At 63.0% G+C, this 3,459-nt stretch carries 6 protein-coding genes and 1 pseudogene; all 7 read left to right on the top strand.

What is annotated here, in order from left to right:
• Positions 1 to 1,157, top strand: a pseudogene (locus tag ACSSV4_RS23015) (IS256 family transposase); the annotation flags it as partial.
• A gap of 121 nt (positions 1,158 to 1,278) precedes the next feature.
• Positions 1,279 to 1,851, top strand: coding sequence for an IS110 family transposase (locus ACSSV4_RS23020; protein ID WP_454277308.1), 573 nt, complete (start codon positions 1,279 to 1,281; stop codon positions 1,849 to 1,851).
• A 125-nt stretch (positions 1,852 to 1,976) separates the two neighbouring features.
• On the top strand, positions 1,977 to 2,204 hold the full coding sequence (locus ACSSV4_RS23025; RefSeq protein ID WP_454277312.1) for a transposase: 228 nt from the start codon (positions 1,977 to 1,979) through the stop codon (positions 2,202 to 2,204).
• 23 nt (positions 2,205 to 2,227) lie between these two features.
• Positions 2,228 to 2,623: an IS66-like element accessory protein TnpA gene (gene tnpA / locus ACSSV4_RS23030; RefSeq protein ID WP_454277309.1), complete on the top strand. Its 396-nt coding sequence runs from the start codon at positions 2,228 to 2,230 to the stop codon at positions 2,621 to 2,623.
• Entirely contained in the window at positions 2,620 to 2,967 is a 348-nt protein-coding gene (gene tnpB / locus ACSSV4_RS23035; protein ID WP_454277310.1) for an IS66 family insertion sequence element accessory protein TnpB, read from the top strand. Before tnpA ends, tnpB begins: the two co-directional genes overlap by 4 nt.
• Before the next feature lie 78 nt (positions 2,968 to 3,045).
• On the top strand, positions 3,046 to 3,366 hold the full coding sequence (locus ACSSV4_RS23040) for a transposase domain-containing protein (protein ID WP_454277311.1): 321 nt from the start codon (positions 3,046 to 3,048) through the stop codon (positions 3,364 to 3,366).
• A gap of 3 nt (positions 3,367 to 3,369) precedes the next feature.
• On the top strand, positions 3,370 to 3,459 hold a 90-nt coding region (locus tag ACSSV4_RS23045; RefSeq protein WP_454277313.1), incomplete at its 3' end, for an IS66 family transposase zinc-finger binding domain-containing protein.

Below are 3,459 nucleotides of genomic sequence, written 5' to 3' on the forward strand. Positions count from 1 at the left end.
GGACACCCGGGCGGGTCGCATCCCGCTGGAGATCCCGAAGCTGCGCAAGGGCAGCTACCTTCCCAGTTTCCTCGAGCCCCGGCGCACGGCCGAGACGGCGCTTGTTGCGGTGATCCAGGAGGCATACGTCCATGGCGTCTCGACGCGCTCTGTGGACGATCTCGTGAAGGCCATGGGCGCAGGCGGGATGTCGAAGAGGCAGGTCAGCCGCCTGTGCGCCGAGATCGACGAGCGGGTGAACGCGTTCTTGAACCGACCCCTGGAGGGGCCTGGCCCTATCTCTGGCTCGATGCGACCTACGTGAAGGTCCGCGAGGGCGGGCGCATCATCAGCCGTGCCGTGATAGTGGCCGTGGCAGTCAACGAGGAGGGCAAGCGCGAGGTTCTGGGTGTCGCGCCCGGTCCATCCGAGGCGTGCGCGGGGAAAACGAACCCCCGGATCGTTTTCTGATCCCGCTTACCCTTCTGGACTGATTTCCTGCGCTCCCTGGCCGACCGCGGCCTGCGCGGCGTGAAGCTTGTGATCGCTGACGACCACAAGGGGCTGCGGGCGTTCGTCGGGCAAACAGTCCCCCGGACTGTTTGCTTTTCCTCCTCACCGCGCCGGGTCTTCAACGCAACCCATCAGAGGTGCCGGGTGCACTGGATGCGCAACGCCCTGGCCCATGCCCCGGCCAAGCAACGCAGCGCGGTGGCCGCGATGCTCAAGACGATCTTCGCCCAGGAAAGCAAGGCCGACGCGGAAGCCCAGTGGGACACTGTCGCGGATGCCCTCCGTGAAAAGCAGGACAAGCTCGGCACCTTCATGGACGCCTCGCGCGACGACGTTCTTGCCTACATGGGGGCTCCGCCCGTTCTTGCCTCAAACCGTCCCCCGGACGGTTTGCCGCGCGTCGCGCGGACCGGCGCGAACTCCCGCGTGAACATTGGGCCCAGATCGCCTCGACGAACCCGCTGGAACGGGTGAACCGCGAGATCAAGCGGCGCACAGATGTCGTCGGGATCTTTCCCAACGATGACGCCATCATTCGGCTCGTTGGAGCGATCATGCTCGAGACCAACGACGAATGGACCGTTGCGCGCCGATACAGGAGTCTTGAAACCCTCGCGCGCGTGAACGACAATCCCAACATCAGGTTGCCCGCCGTGGCGTCCTGATCAGAACCCGAGCCTTCCCGAAGGTCCGCGCTCTTGCACCACTTAGCGTAATCGCCATCTCCCTTGGCACCAAATGTGGTGCAACATGCGTTGCTGCTTCGGCAGTCGAAGCAGCCTGAACATGGAGAACACGATGAGTGTATTTGCAGCGTTGGACGTGTCGCAGGAGGAAACTGCGATTTGTGTAGTGGATCGGGATGGTGAGCTTCTGGCCGAAGCCAAGGTGGCGACATGCCCGGACGCAATTGCCCGCTGGCTTGCAGAACGGGCCGAAGGTCTCGAACGTGTTGGCATGGAAACCGGCCCGTTGGCCGTTTGGCTCTGGAATGGGCTGACGGCGCGCCAGATTCCCCTCGTTTGCCTCGACGCGCGCCATGCGAGCGGCGTGCTGAAGATGATGCCGAACAAGACGGACCGCCGTGATGCCCGCGGCCTCGCCCAGATCGTGCGCACCGGCTGGTTCAAGGCCGTGCAGGTCAAGAGTCACCAAGCTTACGTCAACCGGGCGATGCTGACGGCGCGTGAGGCGCCCGTCGGTATGCGCGTCAAGCTGGAGAACGAGATCAGGGGGCTGCTGAAGACCTTCGGCGTGATGTTCGGCAAGCGGGTTGGCGGGTTCAAGCGCCGGGCCGAGGAAATCATCCGAGGCGAGTTGGCAGTCCCCCGGAACTCGTCCCGATCTTCGAAGCTCTGATGCAGGCCAGGCGCGACATCCTGGCCCGCATCGCTGCGCTCGACAGCGGGATCCGGACAATTGCCAGGCGGCATGCCACCGTCCGCTTGCTGATGACAGCGCCCGGAGTCGGGCCGATCACGGCCATGGCGGTTGTCGCGGCTTTCGATGACGCGTCCCGCTTCCGTCGATCATCCAGCGCGGGTGCCTATCTCGGGCTGACGCCGAGACGCTACGAGTCCGGCGAGATCAGCCGGAACGGGCGGATCTCCAGGCGCGGAGACAGGTTCACGAGGAAATGCCTCTACGAGGTATCCGTCCGGTGTCCCCGCTCTGACGGGGTGATGGAGTGCCTGCTAGATGTCCACCATTGATAGTGGACATCTTGAGGTGGACGATGGCGGGCAAGAAGGGCCAGAAGAAGCGGGTCTGGTCGGACGAGGAGAAGCGATCGATCTGTGCGCAGGCACGGGTTTCCGGGGTCTCAGTTGCGCAGGTTGCGCGGCGCTATGCGATGAACACCAATCTGATCCATAAGTGGCTGCGCGATTCTCGATTTTCATCAGCTGATCAGGCCTTGGATTTGCCCGAGCCGGATCACGCCACGTTTCTTCCAATAGAGGTTTCGGGAATGACGCCCGCGCCAACGCCTGCCATTTCGCGCACTCCTTCGACAGACCCGATCACCGCGCAGCGCGTGGACATCACGTTGTCGGATGGTCGGCGTATATTGGTGGAGGGTCCCACCGCACTGTCATCGATTATGGCGATGGTCGCGGCGGTGGCGCAATGATCCCGGTGCCGAGCAACACGCGGGTGTGGCTGGCGGCCGACGTCACGGACATGCGGCGCGGTTTCAACACACTGGCAGCACAGGCTGAACAGGTTCTGGCCGAGGATCCGTATTCCGGGCACATGTTCGTCTTTCGGGGTCGCCAGGGTGATCTTTTGAAGATCATCCGGTGGGATTCTCAGGGGGCCTGCCTGTTCACAAAACGCCTGGAACGGGGCCGGTTTGTCTGGCCCGCAGCCAAGGAAGGCAAGGTCAGCCTTAGCCCGTCGCAGCTGTCGATGCTACTGGAAGGGATCGACTGGCGGACACCGCAGAAGACCTGGCGGCCACTGGTAGCGGGATAGGAGAAAATCCCAATAAAACATGGGCTTTAACACTGTTTTGCGTTCCCTCTCTTGGGGTGATCTGGTATGGATTGCACCATGCTGGAGGCCTTCAAATCCCTGCCCGAAGACCCTGACGAGCTGCGCTCTGTGAGCGAGCAAATGCTCCGGCATATCCAATCTCTGACCTGCCAAAACGAGAAGCTGAAGGCCGAACTGCACGGCCATCGCAAGGCGCGCTTTGGCGCGAAGTCAGAGGGCATGGATCAACTGGCCCTCGATCTGCCGGAAGATGACGAGATCGCGCGGGCGGCAGAGGATCAACTGTCGGGGCAGTCGCCCAGTGATAACGAGGCCCCACCCCACAAGCGCCAGCACAGCCGCAAGCCGCTTCCCGAGCATCTGAGACGGGAGGATTAGGTCGTGTCGCCCGGTGACGCATGCGCTGGATGTGGCGGCACCTTGCGCCAAGTGGGCGAGGATATCACCCAAGAGCTGGATTACATCCCGGGT

Source organism: Roseovarius sp. MBR-154, from assembly GCF_053628595.1.

Coding starts and splice junctions, on each gene's coding strand:
- ACSSV4_RS23020 (WP_454277308.1), top strand. CDS start 1,279: ATGGAGAACACGATGAGTGTATTTGCAGCGTTGGACGTGTCGCAGGAG.
- ACSSV4_RS23025 (WP_454277312.1), top strand. CDS start 1,977: ATGGCGGTTGTCGCGGCTTTCGATGACGCGTCCCGCTTCCGTCGATCA.
- tnpA (WP_454277309.1), top strand. CDS start 2,228: ATGGCGGGCAAGAAGGGCCAGAAGAAGCGGGTCTGGTCGGACGAGGAG.
- tnpB (WP_454277310.1), top strand. CDS start 2,620: ATGATCCCGGTGCCGAGCAACACGCGGGTGTGGCTGGCGGCCGACGTC.
- ACSSV4_RS23040 (WP_454277311.1), top strand. CDS start 3,046: ATGCTGGAGGCCTTCAAATCCCTGCCCGAAGACCCTGACGAGCTGCGC.